A 17929-nucleotide genomic window follows, 5' to 3' on the forward strand; every position below is an offset into this window, starting at 1 on the left:
CGGTGGCCAACTGTCCCTAATGTCCGAGGGGTTGACGGGGCGTCACCCAGGTGGTTAGAAATCACGCCGCCACAGCAGTGAACTGCCGGTTCGCGGTCGTGGAGCAATGAGTCACGCCGGCCGGAAACCTCCGGGTCGGCTCATTCGGCGTGCCCATTTCGCATGCGGCGAATTGGCCGCCGATGCGGAAGGGCATAGAGGTGAAAGTTCCGTACGGGAGATATATCTCCTGTCTAGTCGTTTCGGCGGTGGCGGGAACGCTGCTGCCGCAGGTCGCGTATGCGACCCCTGCGTCGTCGTCGAATGACGGCGGCAAGGGGATTGTCGACACCGTCAAGGGCTGGTTCTCGGACGACGACGAGGAGTCGGCCAGGCCGCCCGTCGGCGGCAAGCTGGAGATTCCCAGCCGGGAGAAGCTGCCGAAGGGCAAGAAGCTTCCGAAGGCCAAGCGGGTCAAGGAGCTGACGGACCGCCGTACGCCGCAGGCGCGGTTCTGGCAGCTGTCGGACGGCCGGGTCGAGGCGGAGCTGTCGGCCGTGCCGGTCTCGTACAAGTCCGGGAAGTCCTGGAAGCCGATCGACACGGCGCTGAGGCCGACGACGGTGAAGGGTTTCGACTTCGCCAACACGGCGAACACGGGCCAGAGCTGGTTCGGCTCCGACGCCGCGAAGCTGCTGCGTTTCGGGGCGCCGAACGGCCGCTCGGTCACGATGGGTCTGAAGGGTGCCGGCACGTCGCTGAAGCCGCAGGCCAAGGGCGAGACCGTCACGTACAAGGACGCTGTCTCCGGCGCGGATCTGCAGTACGTGGTGGGCCGGGGACAGGTCAAGGAGAACATCGTCCTGGACGCGGCTCCGGCCGGCCCGGTGTCGTACACCTTCACGCTGAACACCGACGGCCTGACGCCGAAGGCCCGCAAGGACGGTTCGGTCGCGCTGTTCGGTGAGCTCCCGAACACTCCGGTGATGGTGATTCCGGCGCCGTACATGACGGACGCCAAGAAGGACGCGCTGTCGCCGACCGGTGGTACGTACTCCACCAAGGTCAGCCAGAAGCTCGCCCGCGACGGCAAGAACTGGAAGCTGACACTCACGCCGGATGCCAAGTGGCTGGCGGCGAAGGCGCGTCAGTACCCGGTGGTGATCGACCCGACGATCACCATCGCGCCGTCGCCGACAACCTCGCAGGACACGATGGTCCTGTCGGATCAGCCGTCGGTGAACTTCAACACCACGTGGAAGCTGTCGGCCGGCAAGACGGACACCGGCATCGCCCGCTCGCTGATCCAGTTCCCGCTGAGTGAGATCCCGGCGGGTGTGAAGGTCGACGCCGCGCGGCTGTCGATGTACTACGACCAGTCGCACACCACCAACGGCAACGCGGTGACCATCGAGGCGCACCGGGCGACGGGTTCGTGGACCGAGGCGGGCGCGAACTGGTCCAACACCAGTGCGCTGGTGGGTGAGCTGTCCGGCACCACCGTCCAGCAGGACGACGGGGACACCGGTACGGCGGCGGTCGGCGAGTGGCCGGGAGGCACCACCACCGGTGGGGCCGCGACCAATGACGACTTCGCCTACAACAAGAACGCGCTGACGGGCGAGAAGTACACCTGGCAGCCGCAGGTCCCGGAGACCGACTCCTACCGGGTGGATGTGCACTACCCGGCGGCCTCCGACGCGGCCACGGCCGCGCCGTACACCGTCACGTACAACGGCGGCACGAAGAACTACACGGTCAACCAGACCGGGACGGGTGGGGTCTGGAAGACCCTGGACGCCGCCGAGTACAGCTTCGCCAAGGGCAACGCGGGCAAGATCGTGCTGGGTGACACCGGCAGTTCGACCACGCGCACCCTGGCGGACTCGGTCCGGCTGGTGAACCCGGCCCAGATCGTGAAGCCGGTCGGCAAGTACAACCTGTGGCACGACTTCCCGGTCGCCGACACCGTCCAGAAGTGGGTGTCGGGTACCGCCCCGAACTACGGGTTCGTACTGAAGGCCACCGACGAGTCGGGTACCGCGCCGACCGGCGGCCCGCGCTACGAGGCGGGCGACGGCAACACCTACGGCGGCGAGACCTCGACCATTCCGCGGCTGACCGTCACCTACGGGAAGGTCGGCACGGCGCTGAACTCCCCGACGGTGGTGCACGGCACGGGCCCGGAGCTGTCCTGGCCGGCGTACGTCAACACCAGCGGCGCGACGAACGACGCGATCGTCGAGTACCAGCTGCACCGTTCCACGCAGCAGGTCTTCACGCCGTCCGCGGCGACGCTGGTCGCGCCGATCCCGTCGACGACGACCGCCTACACGGACACCACCGCGGTGCCGACCCCGGACCCCAGCTCGTCGGAGATCGGCAAGTCGTACTTCTATCAGCTGGCAGTGAAGACCAAGGGCGGTGAGCTGCTCGGGTCGCCGACCCGGGTGGTGGGCATCCCGAAGGCCGGCCGGACGATGAAGATCATCCAGTCCGGTCAGACGGACACGACGCTGTCCTCGCAGCAGCCGACCACCAACCAGAACGCGATCCAGTCCTTCGGCGTGGGCCAGACCTGGCTGAGCGTCGGCAACAACTCCACCACGTACGGCAAGACGCGTGCCGTGCTGAAGTTCCCCACCACCGGCATCCCCACCACGGCGACGGTGCTGGAGAACAAGCTGTACATGTGGGGCGCGGAGACCACCAGCACCAGCAGCGGTGCGATCTACGAACTCCACGCGCTGACCCGGGACTTCACCGACACGACGGCGACGTGGAACAACGCGACGGCGACGACCGCGTGGACCACGCCGGGCGGCGACATGTCCGCCACCGTCTCGGACACCGTCCCGCAGATCACCGACGAGGTCGGGCGCCACTGGTGGGACGCCACCGGCCTGATGCAGTCCTGGGTCAAGACGCCCACGGGCAACAAGGGCGTGGCCGTCAAGCTGAAGGACGAGACCACCACCGGCCCGCAGGAGCGCACGCTGTTCCTGTCGTCGGAGGCCTCCGACCCGCAGCTGCGTCCGTACATGCAGGTCATCTACGTCGACTCCACCACGGAGGACACGTACTACGCGCCGCAGACGCCGGCCCGGATGACGCCGAACTCCACGTACACGGTGGACTTCACGGTCACCAACACGACCGCTTCGGCGTGGGCCGCCGGTGAGCGGCAGCTGTCGTACACCTGGAAGCTGCCCGACGGCACGGACATGACCAACGGCGGCAACCAGCTCTCCACGGCGATCCCGGCGCTGCTGCCGGGCAAGTCGGCCACGATCCAGGCGCAGGTCAAGACTCCCATCAACTCGGACAACGGCTCCAAGCGCACCGAGTACGTGCTGGGTTGGGACGTCCGCAAGATCTCGGACGGCAGCTGGCTGTCGGCCGGGACGGGCGCCATCCCGTCGCTGAAGCAGAACGTGGCGGTGGAGGACCCGACCTCCAACTCGCTGGGTCTGGAGAAGTTCTACTCGTACACCGGCAAGAACACGGGCGCCGGTTCGAGTGTGATGAACAACCTCGCGTCCGGTAACGGCGTGTGGTCCTACAACGCGTTCACGAACCCGGGCAGGGGTCTGAACACGTTCGCGCGGTTCGCGTACAACTCCCTCGACACATCGGACACGGTGGCCGGCCACGGCTGGTCGTTCCAGGCCGCGGGGCCGATCCGGCTCGGTGCGCCGCTGGACTTCCACCCCAACCCGAACCCGACGGAGATCCGTCTCCCGGACGGTGACGGCACCACGCACGTCTTCAGCAAGCAGCCCGACGGCTCGTGGAAGGCCCCGGCGGGTGTCCACTACAAGGTCACGATGAAGTCGGGCCTGGACTGCAAGCCCTCCAAGGACCCGGTTCCGGACGCCTGGACGCTCACCCGTCCGGACGGTACGCGCTTCCTGTTCGGCTGCGACGGCTACATGACGTCGGCGGTCGACAAGAACGGCAACACGCAGACGTTCACCTACGAGGAGCGCAAGTCCAACAACAAGCCGACCAAGTTCCTCAAGTACATCACCGACCCGGCCGCTCGGCAGTCGCTGACCGTCACCTACTTCAACAAGGGTGACGCGTCCTACGACTACATCGACGCCACCGGCGCCAAGGTCACCGGCACCAACCTGACCAACTCCAAGATCTACGACCACGTGAAGTCCATGACGGACATCTCCGGTCGCAAGATCTCGTTCTACTACACCGACAAGGGCCTGCTGGGGCAGTTCACCGACGGTGACGGCTCCGCGCAGCCCAAGGTGTTCAAGTTCACCTACGACGCCACCCAGGGCAACAAGAACGTCAAACTGGTCAAGGCCACCGACCCGCGCGGCAACGCCACCAACATGGCGTACTACGCCCCGCAGACCGGTGACGATCCGAAGTACCACTGGTGGACCAAGACGATCACCGACCGTCTCAATGGGAACACCGGTTTCGCCTATGCGGTGAACGCGGGCAACACCAAGTTCGTCGACACCACGGTGACGGACGCGGAGGCGCACACCACCAAATACGTGACGGACGACTTCGCCCGCCCTGTCCAGACGACCAATGCCAAGTCCCAGACCATCAAGATGAGCTGGGACGCGGACAACAACGTCACGTACCTGGAGGAGGCCAACGGAGCTAAGAGCGCGTACTGCTACGACCAGAAGACGGGCTACCCGCTGTGGTCGCGTGACGCCGAGAACAACAAGGCAGGGGTCCCGCCGTCCTCGGACTGCGCCCCTGGCACCTACCCGGCCAACGCGCAGAAGTACGAGTACCAGACCCGTCTGGACGGGTACTCCGCCGACCTGTTCACCAAGACCTCTCCCGAGGGTCGCAAGTGGCAGTTCGGCTACGACTCCTTCGGAAACCTCAAGACCGTCACCGACCCCAAGGGCGTCGCTACCGCCACGGTCGACGACTACACCACCAAGTACGAGTACGACGGCTACGGTCAGCTGACCAAGGCGACCGACGCCAACGGCAACCCGACGACCAACAGCAACTTCGGTCCGACCGGGTACCCGGCGACCATCACCGACGCACTGCAGAAGTCGACGTCGTACGTGTACGACGAGCGCGGCCAGGTCACCCAGGTCACGGACGCGCTGGGCAAGAAGACCACGCAGACGTACGACACGTACGGCCGTCCGCTGGTGAGCAAGGTGCCGAAGGACCAGGCGGCGGGCGTCTACATCACCACCCCGGCACCGGTCTACGACGCCAACGACAACATCACGGAGTCGACGTCACCGACGAACGCGGTGTCTAAGGCGGCGTACGACCCGATGGACCAGGTGACGTCGGCGACCGCGCCGGCGAACAACCTGACCGCAGAGCGCAAGACGGCCTACACCTACGACAAGGTCGGCAACCTCAGGACGACGACCGAGCCGAAGGGCGTGGCGACCACCGCGGACGCCACGGACTACGTCACCACCAACAACTACGACGCCATCTACCAGCTCGCGTCGGTGGTGAACTCCAAGAACGACAAGATCTCCTACGAGTACGACAACGTCGGCAATGCCGTCACGGTGATCGACCCGAAGAAGAACGCGACGGCCGACACCACCGACTACACCGGCAAGACGGAGTACGACTTCGACCACCGGCCGTTCAAGCAGATCGACGCGGCCGGCAAGTTCACCACCACGCAGTACGACAAGGACTCGATCGTCGTCGCGACGATCGACCAGGAGGGGAACAAGACCCAGATAGTCCCCGACGAGCGGGGAATGACCTTCGAGGTCAAGGTGCCGTACGACGGCACCACGGTGCGTACCACCCGCTTCCAGTACGACCAGGTGGGCAACACCACCAAGGTCGAGACGCCGCGGGGCACCGCCACCACCGGCACGGACGGGGACTTCGCGGCCCGTACCGAGTACGACAAGCTCAACCGGCCGGTCAAGCAGTTCCAGCCCTACGACCCGGCGGACTCCGAGCACAACAAGGCGGATGTCTACACCGAAACGGTGTACGACGAGGTAGGCCGGGTGAAGAAGACGTCGCTGCCGCCGGCGGGTGACCCGGCGCGCATCGACACCGACTACACCTACTTCGACAACGGCTGGATCAAGACCTCCACCGACGCGTGGAATATCAAGACGGCCTACGACTACAACAACGGCGGTCAGCAGGAGAAGCGGACGCTGACCGGTGACAACGGCACGTCCACGCGGACCATGGGCTGGTCGCACTACCCCGACGGATCCCTGAAGGGCCGAACAGACGCCGCCGGAGACCCCTCCGCGGACAGGTCGTACGCCTACGACTACGACCTCAACGGCAACATGCTCAAGATCGGTGAAACGGTCGGCAGCACCACGAGCACGCCGTACACCATGACCTACACCGGTCTGAACCAGGTGGACAAGGTCACGGAGGCGCTCACCGGCCAGACGCCGATGACCACCTCCTACACGTACGACGCCAGCGGCCAGCTGGACACCGTCAGCCATCCCCAGCAGAACTCGAAGTACGAGTACGACCTGCGCAACCTGCTCAAGAAGGTCACGGCGAGCCAGGTTCCGACCGATCCTCAGCCGGACATCACGCAGTTCACGTACACGGATCGCGGTCAGCGCGCCACGCTCACCAAGGGCAACGGCAACACCGTCGATTACACCTACTACGCCAGCAGCGCCGTCAAGACCAGCACCGAGAAGAACCTCTCAGGCGCGCTGGTCTCGTCGCACGGCTACGAGTACGACGCCAACGGCAACAAGAGCAAGGACACGGCGTCGCTGCTGAGCGGTGACGGCGACGGGCTCCGGAACTCCGTGACCAACTACACCTACGACCCGGTCGACCGGATCAAGGAGTTGGACAAGACCGGCAACAAGCCGCGGACGGAGCAGTACTGGCACGACGACAACTCCAACGTCACCAAGCAGTTCTTCCTCCAGAAGTCGGATCTGACCGAGTTCTACTACAACAAGAACCGGCTGAGCTCCTCCTCGAACCTGGTCGACTCCTCGGCCATCTACGACTACGACACCTTCGGCCGGATGAAGTCCGTCACCGAAAACGGTGGCGCGGCCGTCGAGACGAACACCTTCGACGGCTTCGACCGGCTCATCGGCACGGTCCGCAAGGCGGGCGACAAGACCAACACGACCGACTACCGCTACGACGCACTCGACCGCACGGTCGAGAAGCGGATCAACAACGCCGTCACCTACGAGTACAACTACCTGGGCCTCGACAGTGAGGTATTGAGCGAGGAGCTCGACGGAACCCTTGCCAGGACCTACCAGTTCGGCCTGGGAGGCGAACGCCTCTCCCAGCTGAACCACTTGAACGGCGAGAGCGGCTACTACGGTTACAACGGCCACGGCGACGTCGAGACGTTCACCTCGTACACCAACACTCCCACGTCCACCTACGCCTACACCGCATATGGCCAGGACGTCAGGGACGAATGGACCGGCCTGGACAGCATTACGGCGCCGGACGACGAGGGGACCAACCCCTACCGCTTCAACGGCAAGCGCTGGAACGCCCAGTCGGAGACGTACGACATGGGCTTCCGGGACTACAGCCCGGAGCACAACCGGTTCATCAGCCGCGACTCGTACGCCGGCGCCGCGGCCGACATGAGCCTGGGTACCGGGGCCGCCAACAGCAACCGTTACGGCTTCGCCGGCGGCAACCCGGTCAACAACGTCGACCGGGACGGGCACGAGTCCTGCGACGCCGGCTGCCAGGCACGCAGCCAGTACCGCATGGACGGCGCCCCGGTCATCCCCGACCCGGAGAAGCTCGAGTTCAACGTCCAGTACCACGACGGCTCCACGGGCCTCGAGAACTGGGTGGACCCCTGGGGCATCTTCAAGGAACTGTCCGGATTCTCCGATGTCGAGGGGTGCAAGAACGACCCGTCGGCCATGCAGTGCACGATGGCTGCGGCTGCGGCATTCCCTGTTGCAGGGAAGTTCCTGAAGGGTGCCAAGTACCTTGACGATGCTGCCGAGATCGCAGCAGGCGCCAAGAAACTGGCTGATGCCATCCACGAGCAGATCCCAAGCGCGTTTGCGCGCGAGGTCTTCAGGACGACTGCAGTGACAGCAGCCCGGACATCTGACGATTCGCTGGTCTATGTGGTCACAGGCGCAGGCCGGGGGTTGGAGAAGGCGCAACTCGACTACATCAGCTCGTTGAAGCGCAAAGACATCATCGTCGCGACCAATATGGACGCAGCCCATGCAGAAGCGACGGCCGCCCACTACATGGCATCGAACGGGCTGACCCCAGTCGCTGGTGGCGTGTCGCGGAACGCCTGCGACCCTGACGGCTGCGCAGACTTCCTCAGTCAAGTGGGCGCGCAGATGGCAGGGCCAGTTACCATTGGCACGAAAGCGAAGATCCCAGGGCAGTCCATGTACGTCTGGAACGACCACGAGGCATGGACGAACTTCCTGGCAACGATGGGCTATCGGTGACTGACACGGTGAATCAGCCAGACTGGCGGGATGACGAAACGCTGTCAGCCCAGATCCGCGCGATGACTCGGCAGCAGCGTCACCAGGCCGCGTACCTGGCCCTGCGCAGATTGCAGGCGCCGTTGCTCGACATCGCGATGCCCGTGGAGTGGGGAGTGGATTCCGCAGCTCTCACTTCCGTGCTCCGCGAGGGAGCCACGCGACTGGATGGCGAGGTCAATGAGGACCTTGGGCATGCAATCGCAGAGCTCTGTTCCGCACCCTTGTTTGAGTCCGAGATCGAGCCTGAATTCGTCGAGAGCTTCCAGTTGGAGGCCATCAACGGCTGGCTCATGCTCGGGGAATCCTTGGGGGAGATGAGCGAGGTTCAAACCGATAGGGTCATCAGCCTTGCACGAGAGATGGCCGTATACCTCGACTCATACATGGATGGCTCTCTCACCGTGGTCGAGGGGGATGAGCTTCGTGAGCGCTACCTTGCTCGCGTCGCAGACAACCTTCGCGTCTATGGGATGGGCTATTTCGGCACGAGGAACCTTGAGATCGAGGGTGCCTGCCATGCGGCCATCATTGCTGTTTCAGCAAGCGAGGATCTGCTCGGTTCTGCGGTTGGTCACCAGCTGGAGGCTACCTGCGACGAATACAGCAGCCAGATCTCGTCAGCCCTGAGGGCGTTCACTCAGTGAGATCCCGCGAATGAAATCAACTGAGGTCCCATCGATCAGATCGATGGGACCTCAGTGCTTTGGCCTCAATCCTTGACCCTGCTGCTCAATTCCGTGCAGCACCAGCACCTGTACGGAGGTGCCGATTGCAGTTGCGAGCGGAGTTGATCCCGCCGGTCGCGGTCGTTCTGGCGGCGCCGTTCTTCGGAGGTTAGGCGGGGTGAGGGTTCATGATTCTCGTCGATTTCGACCGAGATTCCATGCGGGAGCCCTCGGCCCCGCAGCTTGAGAAGCTGGATTCCGTCGCGGAGTGGCAGTTGCGCTACTGCTATTTCGAGACAACGGTCGCGCTCGCCGCAGACGGCTTCGATGCGGAAACCTTCCGGGTTCCGGTTCTAGATTTCATGTGCGGCCTCCTGCTGACTGCCCAGTCGATTCGAGGGGGCGGAAAAGGGCGAGTCAGTTTCACTGAGAGCGACATGCTGATCGAACTCGTAACGCAGGGACCAGAGTTGAAGATCCTGAGATCCTGGGATCCGGTTCCTGGAAACTGTGGAACGGACGAGTTCGTCGTCGCGGTCACCCGGTTCACGGATGACGGTCTGGGCCTCATTGTCGACAGATATCCGGCGTTCCAAAACAACCCTACGTACCTGAAGTTGATCGACTTCAGGTCCGGCTTAGTGTGAAGGGGATGGGAGTCGGTCAGTTGATCTTGGATTGGGTGTCGAGGCGAGACAGGAGTCCAAGTTGGGTACGTCACTGAGAATGCGCCGGGTTTCTGCTGATGAGGTGGCGAAGGGCCCGGATCATCTGGAGAAGCAATTCTCGAAGACCCTCAAGAACAGAACGTTCAAGAAGGAGTTGGATTCCGGGGTACTGTGCAGCCTTGGTGAGTACTGGCAGATGGTCAACGTCCTTCTCGCCGGTGAGGACTTTCCGGCCACCGGAGTCGAGTCGTTGCCCGTGCTCGGGGGCGAGCACATCGCGACTCAGGGGGAACGGGTCGATGTACTGCTAGTTCTGAAACCGGAGTTGGTCCTTGCTGCGGCTGATTATCTTCAAGGCATCGACCCTGAGGCCCAGGTGCGTGAGAACAAGGGCAAGCTTCGGGTTGTCGGGGGAGCACCGGACTGGATGATCGATGCGCTGGTTGGCAAGTTTGAAGCGATGAGGAAGTTCTATCTGGAGGCTTCGGCGAGCGGCAGCGCCGTGGCCAAGCGCGTCTACAGCTGAGCGTCATCAGTGGCCCGCTGGCCTGAACCGCAGATACAGCGCCGGACTTCTTCCCGATGGAATCAGCGGCCTGAGCGCGTGGAGTGGTGCATATGGAGTGGGTTGATCGCCTGGTGGCGGTGACTGGTTGGAGCGCGGAACCCGGCAAACTCGACTGGTCCAGCACCGAAAGGGTGCTCGGCACCCCTCTGCCGGCTGATTTCAAGGAACTGCGTCAGCGCTTCCCGGAGTGGGGCGCTTTCAGCGACCATGTTCTGGTGCTGGAGGCGCAAGGAGATACGGAGTCAGTGCTTGCCAATCACGAGTCCTTGCTCAGGTCCGTGCGGGAAAGCCTTGACAATCTTCGGATGTTCGAACCGTTCGGGATCCTCGGGACGAACGACGAGAGCAGCGGTAAGGGCCTTGTCCAGTGGGGGTATTCATTCATCGAGGAGGAGTACTACTGGCTTGTCGACACCTCGATGGATCCGTCGACGTGGCCCGTGGTGGCGCGAGTGGACCCGCTGGAGCCTTTCCAGCGTTTCGACATGACCGCCTCGGAATTTGTCTACCGTGTGCTCACGGAAGCGGAGTTCTTCCCCTTCGGTGTCGCGGCGACGATTGAGACGCCCTACTACCGGGCCTTCTGGGCTGGCGGGCCCTCTGAACCAGGGTGAATGTCATGACGGACGAGGTGCAGGCCGCACTGGTCACGGACCTGCGAGAGCTCGTCGGATGCGAAGCCTCGGTCCTGGCTGTCGAGCTGAGGCAGGGAAAGGCGCTGCTTCGGTAGGGCGTCCCCGTGACCGTCCGTGTGGTCTGTGGGCAGGGCCGTACGCGACTGGAGGTCACCGACCCCGACCCCCGGGCGCTGCCCGTTCTGTGCAAGGCCGCAGACGATGACGAGACCGGCCGCGGCCTCGCTCTGCTCGACGCCCTGACCCTCCGCTGGGGCGTGGAACAGGGGCCCGCAGCAAGACCGTGTGGTGCGAACTGCCGGGCATTCATGCCAGTTTGCGAGGAATGGTCGTCGGTGTGATCGGAGGCTGATCACTGCTGTACAGTCCGCGCGCCCCGCCGTGACGTAAGGAAGAGATCCATGCGAAGTCGTTTCAGGTCCGCTGCACTGGTTCTGCCGCTTGCCTTCTCGCTGGCCGCCTGCGGCGCGGCGGAGGAGGAGGGGCCGGTGGAGCCGGCCGGGGCCGAGAGCTCTGAGGCGACGCAGTCCTCCGAGCAGGCCGAGGCGACGCCCGCGGCACCCGAGTCCCCGGAGGACTTCCTCGACCTCGCCGAGAAGGCGATGGCGGAGGAAGGCGCCTGGACCTTCTCCGTGAAGGGACAGGAAGGGCTGACGCTCCAGGGCCGCAAGAGCGCCGCGACCTACCGGGCCACGGTCCGGCGCGGCATGGAGCCGGAGGCGCTGCACTCGCAGGGCGTCAGCACCAGCAGCAAGGGGACCACGAAGAACGAGGAGATCTACGTCGTCGACGGCACGGCATACCTCAAAAAGGCCAGCGCGCCTTGGAAGGCCGCGCCCACCTCCGACCCCGAGATGCAGAACAAGGTCGAGGACCCCGTCGCGGCCATCGAGGAGTTCCGGGAGTACGCGCAGGCCACCGGTGACGAGATGACGCTGACCAAGAGGGACGGCACGATCGAGCTCCGTGTCGCCAGCGACAAGCAGAAGCTGACCGCCGTCCGGGAACGGGCCTGGGTGAAGAAGGCGCAGCGGGAGTTCGACCCCACCGCCGAGCAGCTCCGGGACGCCGGAATCCCCGTGAACGACGCTCAGTTGACGCTGTCGGGGCTGGAGGAGGTGCTGGTCCTGGACGCCAGGACGTACCGGATCAAGAGCCACCGGTTCGAGTTCGGCTTCCTCGTCCCGTACGCCGGTGGCCGGGACATCACGTACGAGCAGGACGTACGGCAGGAGAACCAGGGCACGTTCGGCGGGAAGATCGAGCTCCCCGCGGGCGTGCGGTGACGCCCTGCACGCCATCGAGGCCGTGAACTCTGCCCGCCCACGGCGTCGTGCTCGGCGGGACGCCGCAGAACGCGGGCGGAGGTCGGCAACATCCAGGATCCGCAGACGACATGCTGAGGAGGCCCGGGGGAGGGGCGGCAGTGAAGGTTTTCGTGGACGTCTTGATAGTGACGTCGGTCGCGCTGTCCCTCGCTGTGACCCGGCGGGCTCTGGCCCGCCGTCGGGATCCCGTCCGGACGGCGGGCCGCCGCTTTGTGCCGCCCCTCGCCCTGCTGGTGGGGGTGACCGGCGCGGTCTATCTGAATCAGGTGCTGTTCACGGTGTACGTGCTGCGTGTGCACGGTGGAGACCCGTCGTTCATCGCTCGCTATCTGCCCGCCGGCTGGTTCTCCCTGGCGGGAGGCAATCCGGTTCTGCGTTCGCTCGCTGAGGGCTTTCCGATGCCGTCGGTCCTCGCCCCGTCGGTCCTGCGCGTTCAGGCGTTCCTGGAGCTCCCCTTCGTTCTGCTGGCCTTCGCGACGGTGGTGCGCTGGCTGGATGCCGACCTGTACCGGAGGATCGCGCGCTCAGGGCTGCTGCCGCTGGCGGCGGTCTCGTACACGGTTGTGTTCTGCGTCGTCGAGTGGGACCTGAAGAACCCCTACACGATGGACGACCTTGTCGTCCGGGCCGTCTCGGCCGTGCTCACGCCGCTTTTCATGGCCCGCATGGCCGCCCGAGACAGGGCCGAATCCCGGCCCCTTTCCGCCTCCGGGCTGTTTCTCTTCATCGCATCGCTGGGTGCGTTGGGGGTGCTGGTCCTTGTCGTCTACGACACGGCTCTGCTCTACAACCTGGGCAGGCTGGACGACCGCGGTCTGCTTGCCCTTGCCGCTGTAGGCGCGCTGACCGTCTCGCGCGTGATCGCCGTCCGGCTCCCGGCTCGCTCCGCCCCGGGCCCTTCGGTGATGTTCCTGGGCCATGCCCTTCGCCACTGGCTGACCCTGTTCTTCGTGTCGGCGCTCGCGGTGCGGTACGGGGTTGCCTTCGGGACGCCGGAACTTGCTGCGGGCGCGGGGTTGTTGATGGCGCTTGTCGCGATGGCGTACGCGATGCGGGATGCGGTGGCCGATCCGGCGCCGGGAGGGAGTGCGCTCCTGCTGGTGGGGCAGCTCGGTTGCGCCGTGGTGGCGGGGGTGGCGGTGGCGTACGCGGTGGTCCGGTGGACGACCGGTCCGTACTACGAAGCGACGCTGCTGGAGGGGGCCGCCGCGTTTCTCGTGACGGTGATCGCGGTGTGTGCGCTTACCGATGCGGTGGCCAGGGGGCGCGGGCCACACGCCAGAGCCTCTTAGGCAGCACGGAGGCTCAGAGTTGGTTTCCCTCCGCGGCCTGACCGGTGGGCCGCCGCCCAGCACGAAGCACCGAGACCGGCGTGGTTTCTGCAGTGGGCGGGTCTTGAGACGCCGGCGGTCAGCCTCAATATGGCGTTTCCAGTCACCGCCGCTACGAACGGGCGGGCTGGTTGGCGATCAGCAGAGTGGTGCCGGCCGGGCGGAAGCCCAGGCGGGTATAGATGCGGGCGGCGGCCTCCTCTGCGTAGGCGAGGAAGATGGTGTGCACGCCGTGGTCGCGGGCATGGGCGGCCAGGGCCGCTGCGACGGCGGCGGCGAGGCCCTGGCGGCGGGAGGTGGGAAGGGTGGCGATGCCGCCGATCTCGGTGGTGCCGTTTGCGGGGTGGTAGTGGCCCACCGCGAGCGGGGTGCCGTCGGGGGCGAGGGCAGCCACGACTGTCTTGTGGCCGGCGCGGATGGTGGGGCGGGTCGTTGCGACCGTGCCGTCCGCCGTGAGCCTCTCGGCGACCACAGTCAGTTCCGCGCGACCGACAGAGCCGACCGCGGTGCCTTCTTCGGCGAAGGCCAGATAGGGGACGGCGAGGGCGGCGGGCAGGACCGGGTCGTCGGGTTCCAGGGCGCGGATCGTGACGCCTTCGGGAAGGGGCTGCGTGGGCAGTGGGTGGTGTGGATCGAGGGTCATCAACGGGCGTTCCATCACCGGGAGGCCCGCGGCCTCGATGAGGGCGCGCATCGACGGCGCCGCCTCGGCGAGCCACTCGAAGGCCTCCGGCACGCCGAGCTCGCGCTGCCGGGCGCGCACCCGGGCGATGTCGGCGGCGGTGACCATCGCGGATCCTGCCGAGGTGGGCTGGGCGTGGTTCGGCCCGCCGTAGTAAGGGGCGCCTGCTGCCTTTCGAACGAACAGGCGCAGGGGGCCGAAATCCTCGGCGTCGGCGAACATCAGCGGCGCGGTGGCGTAGTACTGCTCGATGAGCGTACGCAGGGACAGATCACTCACGCGAGGCATCCCATCACGGGGCGGCGGCGCACTGCACCCGCCTCCCAGAAGCTGACTCTCTTCAGGTCCGAGTTGGCCTGAGCAACACGGCAGGCTCCATCGTTCGTGATGGGCCGCCAGCCTTGATGCGCCTCGGCCTCGGTGCCATGGGTGATTCGTCCGAAAGGTCCGTCGGCTCGCATTTCGGCGTCGGCCTGATATAGAACCGGCCCGACTTCGCCGTGCCGACCTCGGCCGTCGCGTTCCCCCATCAACCGAAGGGTTACTTCGTGCTGCCCTCGTCCCGTAACTTCTCCGCCGCACTGGCTGCCACCGGCGCGATACTCCTGGCGTCGGCATGCGGGCACCAGGGCCAGGATGCCCCGGCCGCAGATGCCGCCGCGGCCACCGCCGAGAGCATGACGTCGGAGGCGCCCAACTCGTCCGTCTCTCCGAGCAGTTCCGCCTCCGCCTCGGCATCTGCTTCCCCCTCAGCCTCCGCCTCCACGTCCGCGAAGCCGTCCGGCAGTGCGAAGCCGACGCCCAGCGGCTCCCCTACCGCGGCCGTCGGCGGTACAGGGAAGGCCCAGGCAACCCCGCAGCCCGCGGGGCCGAACTTCCCCGTACCGGTCTCCGTGGGCAACGCCACTCAGGTCATCACCGTGAAGGCGAGCGGCTCGTACGCCAAGGTGACGGCCTGGTCCAAGGGGGCGTCCGGCTGGAAGTCCGTCTTCTCCGACAGCGGCAGGGTCGGTTCGAACGGTATTGTCAGTGGTTCCACGCGCCGACAGGGCACCTACACCACGCCGTCGGGCACTTACACCATCACCGAGGGCTTCGGCGTCGAGTCCAGCGGCACGAGCATGCCGTACACCCGGGTCAACTCCAGCCACTGGTGGGTGGAGGACCCCGAGTCGAAGTTCTACAACCAGATGCACACCGAGGCCGGGGCCGACTTCCCGCTCACCGAGAGCGGCGACCGGGGCAGTGAGCACCTCATCAACTACCCGACCCAGTACGCCAAGGCTCTGGTCATCAACTTCAACCGCTGGCCGGCCACACCGGGCCGCGGCGCCGGGATCTTCCTGCACGTCAACGGCAAGGGTGCGACCGCGGGTTGCGTATCGGTGCCGCGCTCCACGATGGACCGGATCATGGGCTGGATCCAGCCCGGTGCGCATCCGCGCATCGCCATCGGCTGAGGGGCCAGGCCATCGCGCTTCCTCAGGCCCCTCAGCACCGAAACGGCCGCGCAGCCACTGGAGCAAGGGCGCGGTGGCCGAGGACGCCTGAGTCGTGCCCGTGGTTGTACGCTCGGCTCGAACCCACGTGTGAGAACGAACACTTCCGTACTCCGTGATGATCTCCGCGCACGTGTCGCTTGGTCATACATGGATACCGACTTTGGAGTGCTGCCCAGTGCTGACGGCATGCGCGCGTACGTCGCCGGGGTCGTCGACCGGCTGACGGAGCGCAGCCGGCTGCCGTTCGACTACTCGGTCGCCAGCCTGCGCCTCGTCGACTTCATGGTGGACGGGGTACGGCGCAGCCGTCCGGAGGCCGCTCAGATCGCCGGGCTGCTCCAGGGGCTCGGGGCGTACACGGGAGAGGTGATCGTCCGGCGGGCCGGGGCTCAGTGGGCGGACTGCGGGCCGCAGCAGCGGGAGCTGTTCGGGCAGCCGGTGGGCGTCCGGATGCCCGATGGGCGGGTGTGGAATCCGCTCGGCAAGGTCGTCAACCGCTTTGAGCTGGGCGGCCCGGAAGAGTCGGTGCAGCGCCTCTATCTGCTGCTGCACGGGCGGGCGCGCAGAACCGCCGATCCGAGGGCCGTCTGCGGGAGGTGACGTTTCTCCGGCTCCGTACGCAGAGATGAAGGGGCATGTGCCAAAGGGCACTGGCACGGAGAGGGACGTGTGGGGGCGTACGACGCGGAGCTGGGGGCTGCCGTCGAGCAGGCGCAGCAGGGTGACGAGGGCGCGTTCGCGACCGCGTACCGGCTGGTGCAGCCGGGGCTGATCGGCTACGTCCGAGGGCTCGTCGGCGACGATGCGGAAGACGTGGCGGCCGAGGCGTGGCTGGAGATCGCCCGCGACCTGGGCCGCTTCCGTGGCGACGGGGCCGGGTTCCGGGGCTGGACGGCGACGATTGCACGTCACCGGGCCCTGGATCATCTGCGAAAGCAGAAGCGGCGTCCGCGCACCTCGTTACTGGAACAGGACATGCTCGAACTTCCGGACGATCAGGACACGGCCGCCGCGGCGATCGAGGCGCTTTCCACCCGGCGCGCTCTCGCACTGATCGGGAGTCTGCCGCGCGAGCAGGCGGAAGCCGTACTGCTGCGTGCGGTCGTCGGACTCGACGGGCCGACATCCGCACGGGTACTGGGCAAGCGTCCCGGAGCCGTACGCACCGCGGCGTACCGGGGACTGAAAGGACTGGCGGAGCGACTGACCAGGGCCGGGGCGGGCAGTAGCCATCCCACGGCACGGCGCACGCTGAAGGATGGGACATGAAACCGGAACGGGAAGCCCCCCGTAGGCCCGAACTGGAGGCGCTGCTGAACGCGGCGCGCCGCCCCGGCGTGCTCGATCCGGCTGCCGAGCAGCGGGCGCTTCTGGCCTTCCGCGCGGTGCGCGACGAGGGCGTGCGCCCGTCACTGGTGCGGTGGCGGCGCAGCCGGGACGACTGGCGGCCGGCCGGTGAGCGGCACCGGGGGCGGGCACTCAAGGCGCTGGTGGCGGGTGTTGCCGCGGCGGGGCTGGGCGGGGTGGCGGTCGCGGCCGGGAAGGGCGCGATCCCGTTGCCGTTCGGGGGCGCGGAGCCGAAGCCGGTACGGAGCGCGCCCACGCAACCGGGCGCTGAAGAGAGCGTTGAAGAGGACAGTGCCGGTGGCCGGCGCGGGCAGGGAGCATCGGCGGGCCCGGTGTGGCCCACCCGGTCGTCCGCGCCCGGGCGTCCGGCCACCGCGCGGGACACGGCCGCGCACTGTCGCGTGTACCTGACGGCCGTGGAGCGACGGGGTACGCCGCCCCGGGGCGAGGCCATGGCCGCACTGGAGGCGGCCGCGGGCGGCCCGGAGGCCGTACGGGCCTACTGCGAGCCACTGTTGGCGGGTGAGATGCGCGACACCCGCCCGAACCCGGCGGACGGAAACAAGGCGGACGGGAAGCCCGCGGAGAAGTCGGGGAAGCAGGACAGCGGGTCGGCAGCCGGCCTCGGTGGCGGCGCCGGGGAAACACCGGCGGCTCGGCCCCGCTGACCGGCGGTCCTGGACATGGAAGGACGACCGGGGCCGCCACCCCCCACAGGAGAGGCCCCGGTCGTCGTTC

At 66.5% G+C, this 17929-nt stretch carries 13 protein-coding genes and 1 pseudogene; 12 read left to right on the top strand and 2 right to left on the bottom strand.

Going from position 1 to position 17929, the window contains the following annotated elements; all coding sequences use genetic code 11:
- The first annotated feature begins 182 nt into the window (after positions 1 to 182).
- The 8 genes and pseudogenes from ACQEVG_RS24025 to ACQEVG_RS24060 all read left to right on the top strand — a co-directional run bounded on the left by ACQEVG_RS24025 (position 183) and on the right by ACQEVG_RS24060 (position 13621).
- The gene (locus tag ACQEVG_RS24025; RefSeq protein ID WP_432987290.1) at positions 183 to 8423 is read left to right on the top strand and encodes a DNRLRE domain-containing protein; all 8241 of its coding nucleotides are present in this window, start codon (positions 183 to 185) and stop codon (positions 8421 to 8423) included.
- Complete coding sequence (locus ACQEVG_RS24030) at positions 8387 to 9109, top strand: hypothetical protein (protein WP_432987292.1); 723 nt, start codon at positions 8387 to 8389, stop codon at positions 9107 to 9109. The genes ACQEVG_RS24025 and ACQEVG_RS24030 overlap by 37 nt, the downstream gene beginning before the upstream one ends.
- A 209-nt stretch (positions 9110 to 9318) precedes the next feature.
- The gene (locus ACQEVG_RS24035; RefSeq protein ID WP_432987294.1) at positions 9319 to 9777 is read left to right on the top strand and encodes a hypothetical protein; all 459 of its coding nucleotides are present in this window, start codon (positions 9319 to 9321) and stop codon (positions 9775 to 9777) included.
- A 61-nt stretch (positions 9778 to 9838) separates the two neighbouring features.
- Positions 9839 to 10324, top strand: coding sequence for a DUF1877 family protein (locus tag ACQEVG_RS24040; protein ID WP_432987296.1), 486 nt, complete (start codon positions 9839 to 9841; stop codon positions 10322 to 10324).
- Positions 10325 to 10416: 92 nt separating this feature from the next.
- Complete coding sequence (locus ACQEVG_RS24045; RefSeq protein ID WP_432987298.1) at positions 10417 to 10980, top strand: hypothetical protein; 564 nt, start codon at positions 10417 to 10419, stop codon at positions 10978 to 10980.
- 116 nt (positions 10981 to 11096) lie between these two features.
- Positions 11097 to 11353, top strand: a pseudogene (locus ACQEVG_RS24050) (ATP-binding protein); the annotation flags it as partial.
- A 49-nt stretch (positions 11354 to 11402) separates the two neighbouring features.
- Positions 11403 to 12287, top strand: a complete 885-nt coding sequence (locus ACQEVG_RS24055; RefSeq protein ID WP_432987300.1) for a hypothetical protein — start codon at positions 11403 to 11405, stop codon at positions 12285 to 12287.
- A 140-nt stretch (positions 12288 to 12427) separates the two neighbouring features.
- Positions 12428 to 13621: a hypothetical protein gene (locus ACQEVG_RS24060; RefSeq protein ID WP_432987302.1), complete on the top strand. Its 1194-nt coding sequence runs from the start codon at positions 12428 to 12430 to the stop codon at positions 13619 to 13621.
- 151 nt (positions 13622 to 13772) lie between these two features.
- Here the strand turns inward: ACQEVG_RS24060 and ACQEVG_RS24065 are convergent, their stop codons facing one another.
- Positions 13773 to 14630 (bottom strand): GNAT family N-acetyltransferase, encoded by an 858-nt coding sequence (locus tag ACQEVG_RS24065; protein ID WP_432987304.1) that lies wholly within the window; start codon positions 14628 to 14630, stop codon positions 13773 to 13775.
- A gap of 253 nt (positions 14631 to 14883) precedes the next feature.
- A complete protein-coding gene (locus tag ACQEVG_RS24070; protein WP_432987306.1) occupies positions 14884 to 15249 on the bottom strand; it encodes a hypothetical protein in 366 nt (121 codons plus the stop codon).
- On the opposite strand from ACQEVG_RS24070, the gene ACQEVG_RS24075 reads away from it, so the two are divergent.
- The 4 genes from ACQEVG_RS24075 to ACQEVG_RS24090 all read left to right on the top strand — a co-directional run bounded on the left by ACQEVG_RS24075 (position 15236) and on the right by ACQEVG_RS24090 (position 17859).
- A complete protein-coding gene (locus ACQEVG_RS24075) occupies positions 15236 to 15802 on the top strand; it encodes a L,D-transpeptidase family protein (protein WP_432987308.1) in 567 nt (188 codons plus the stop codon). The genes ACQEVG_RS24070 and ACQEVG_RS24075 overlap by 14 nt on opposite strands.
- Positions 15803 to 15991: 189 nt before the next feature.
- Positions 15992 to 16444 (top strand): hypothetical protein, encoded by a 453-nt coding sequence (locus tag ACQEVG_RS24080; protein WP_432987310.1) that lies wholly within the window; start codon positions 15992 to 15994, stop codon positions 16442 to 16444.
- Between the two features lie 69 nt (positions 16445 to 16513).
- Positions 16514 to 17113 carry an RNA polymerase sigma factor gene (locus ACQEVG_RS24085; protein WP_432987312.1) on the top strand — a complete coding sequence of 200 codons (600 nt, stop codon included), beginning with the start codon at positions 16514 to 16516 and terminating at the stop codon, positions 17111 to 17113.
- Positions 17110 to 17859 (top strand): hypothetical protein, encoded by a 750-nt coding sequence (locus ACQEVG_RS24090; protein ID WP_432987314.1) that lies wholly within the window; start codon positions 17110 to 17112, stop codon positions 17857 to 17859. Before ACQEVG_RS24085 ends, ACQEVG_RS24090 begins: the two co-directional genes overlap by 4 nt.
- Positions 17860 to 17929: the final 70 nt, after the last annotated feature.

This window comes from Streptomyces sp. CA-135486 (genome assembly GCF_050936555.1).
Classification (GTDB): Bacteria; Actinomycetota; Actinomycetes; order Streptomycetales; family Streptomycetaceae; genus Streptomyces.